This is a genomic window from Bacillus sp. JJ1521 (assembly GCF_036965165.1).
GTDB lineage: Bacteria > Bacillota > Bacilli > Bacillales > Bacillaceae_L > Ferdinandcohnia.
Map to the genome: position 1 here is coordinate 31,562 of NZ_JBALOX010000089.1, position 2,736 is coordinate 34,297.

General features: G+C 41.4%; 4 protein-coding genes. All 4 read left to right on the forward strand.

Annotated features, from left to right (window positions below):
- Positions 1-195: carbon-phosphorus lyase complex subunit PhnI (locus V7147_RS13370; protein ID WP_335368349.1), on the forward strand; the 195-nt coding region annotated here is incomplete at its 5' end.
- Entirely contained in the window at positions 195-1,043 is an 849-nt protein-coding gene (locus V7147_RS13375) for an alpha-D-ribose 1-methylphosphonate 5-phosphate C-P-lyase PhnJ (RefSeq protein WP_335368350.1), read from the forward strand. The genes V7147_RS13370 and V7147_RS13375, both read left to right, overlap by 1 nt.
- Complete coding sequence (locus V7147_RS13380) at positions 1,044-1,892, forward strand: ATP-binding cassette domain-containing protein (RefSeq protein ID WP_335368351.1); 849 nt, start codon at positions 1,044-1,046, stop codon at positions 1,890-1,892.
- Positions 1,893-1,979: 87 nt separating this feature from the next.
- Positions 1,980-2,736, forward strand: a 757-nt coding sequence (locus V7147_RS13385; protein WP_335368352.1) for an alpha-D-ribose 1-methylphosphonate 5-triphosphate diphosphatase, incomplete at its 3' end; no start/stop codon positions are given.

The window sequence follows — 2,736 nt, forward strand, 5'->3', positions numbered from 1 at the left end:
TTAGACAACAGTCTCGAGCATCCAAACCTTGAATTTCCGAGTCATAATGAGGAATTTGTTTTATTCCACATAGATTCTGTTGAATCGACAGGCTTTATTTCGCATTTGAAAATGCCTCATTATGTCACGTTCCAATCGAAGCTTGATAGCGTGAGAAAAACGAAGCAAATGGAAAGGGAAGAGGTGAACAGCTGATGAATGTTACGTATAATTTTGCATTCTTTGATGAAGGGTCAAAACGAGAAATCAGAAGAGCCACCCTAAAGGCAATTGCTGTCCCAGGTTACCAGGTTCCATTCGCATCGAGGGAAATGCCGATTGGTCGCGGTTGGGGAACTGGTGGTTTGCAGCTAACTCTTTCGCTCATCGGAAAATCGGATGTACTAAAAGTCATTGACCAGGGTTCAGATGAGTCAGTGAATGCAGTTAATATTAAAAAGCTTGTGACTGACACAACGGGTGTGCCGACGACTGAACATACACACGAAGCGACCCTTATTCAATCAAGACACAGAATTCCGGAGGTTCCACTGACAAAGGATCAAATTCTTGTTTTACAGGTACCATTACCAGAACCGCTCCGCTACTTTGAGCCGAGTGAAAATGAAACGAAAAAACTTCATGCAGAAAGGGAATACAGTGGCGCATGGCTCATGCTGTTTGAGCAGATTATGAAATATGGAAGCATGACGACAGACGCGGACCACCCAGTGCTCGTACATGATCGGTATGTAATGGCACCAAGTCCAATTCCACGCTTTGATAATCCGAAAATGAATAATAGTGAAGCCCTCATTTTATTAGGGGCTGGCCGTGAAAAGAAGGTATATGCTGTCCCACCATATACAAAGGTTGTTTCTCTTGACTTTGAGGATTACCCGTTTCAAATCGAATCCTTTGATGGGAAGCATTGTAGACTATGTGGCTCAACCGATGTGTTTTTAGATGAGTTGGTTGACGAAATGACGAATGAAACAGTACATCAATGCAATGATACAAGCTATTGTCTTGAAAAACTAAATGAACCAGTTGGAGTGAAGTAAATGGCTGCTGAATTTGAAATGCCGGTTCTATCGGTAAGACATCTTAATAAACAATATGGTCCTGGCTGTGTGCATTGCCAAGCCGCAGATTCCCCATCTTTGGTGAAAAACTATTGTGAAATATGCGGTACTGTGTATGCATGTCGTGATGTTTCGTTTGATGTTTTTCCTGGAGAAGTGCTGGGTATCGTTGGAGAAAGCGGGAGCGGAAAGTCGACATTAATGCAATGCCTTTACTTCGACCAGGAAGTAACAAGTGGCGGGGCCTATATATCTGATTATGAGAATGGTGAGAGGAATTTGTTTGAGGAATCCTCCCAGCAGCAGCGCTTTATACGCAATCATATGATGGGCAAAGTGTATCAAAATCCAATGCTTGGACTGAAAATGAATTTTTCTTCGATTGGTAATATCGCGGAGAAGTTGATTGCAGCTGGTAGTTATCATGTTGGCATGATGGAGGCTAGGGGAACAGAGCTACTTGAAAAGGTGAATATCCCTATACACCGTCGGAAAGAGGAACCGAAAAAGTTCTCGGGGGGAATGCAGCAACGCGTCCAAATCGCAAAGGCCTTGTCTAATAATCCCCCATTGCTTTTATTAGATGAGGTTACGACAGGCTTGGATTTATCTGTCCAAGCTAGTGTGCTTGATTTAATTAAAGGTTTGCAGCGTGAACTAAACATTAGTATTGTACTTGTTTCACATGATCTAGGTGTAATTCGAATGCTAGCTGACCGAACAATGGTTATGCTCGATGGCAAAGTGATTGAGCAAGGGTTAACCGATCAAATTCTTGAAGACCCACAACATGCATATACACAACAGCTTGTTCATTCGTTGCTGTAAAACGTATTGAACGGAAGTATCATATTCGTCAAATCATCCGCATTCCGTTACAAAGTCGTTTCCATTCAAACACGAGGAGGAAGTAGTTTGTTTGTTATTACAAATGGAAAATTAATCACCGAGGACGTAGTATTACAAGGCTATGACCTTTTTATCAAAGAGGATCGTATTGAAAGAATCGCCCCAAAGGGTGAGATTAAATTTGAGGAACAAATGGAAATTATAGATGCTGCTGGAGGCTATGTAACTCCTGGATTTATTGATATTCATTCCGACTATATTGAGCATATGGCAGCACCGAGACCAACTTCACTTATGAATTTTGATATAAGCTTGCGGGAGACAGAAAAGGAGCTGATTACACACGGAATTACTACGATGTTCCACTCCCTTTCTTTATATAAAGGATCAGATTACGAATATAAACCGATACGTGAACCTGAGAATGTTCAGAAATTAATTGATATTATTGATGATACGCATAACACGAAGCACCTAGTGCGCCATAGGTTCCATGCAAGATATGAGATTGATAATGTGGAAGACATTGAAAATCTAAAAAACTATATAAAAGAAGATAAAGTGCACTTGGTTTCGTTTATGGACCACACGCCAGGACAGGGCCAATACCGTCATTTGGAAATTTGGCGAAATACGGTGAAGAGCTATAACAATATGAGTGATGCTTCTATTGATGTGCTGATTAAAAAGCACGAGACAAAGGAAAAGCTGTCGATTGAGGATATCCAGGAAATCGCGGAGCTTGCTCACGAACATCATATCGCAGTTGCCTCTCATGATGACGATACGATTGAAAAGCTTGAGCTCGTGCAAAGTTTTGGAA

What these genes read in the sequence shown, in the direction of transcription:
- V7147_RS13380 (WP_335368351.1), top strand. Translation starts at nt 1,044, where the DNA reads ATGGCTGCTGAATTTGAAATGCCGGTTCTATCGGTAAGACATCTTAAT.
- V7147_RS13375 (WP_335368350.1), top strand. Translation starts at nt 195, where the DNA reads ATGAATGTTACGTATAATTTTGCATTCTTTGATGAAGGGTCAAAACGA.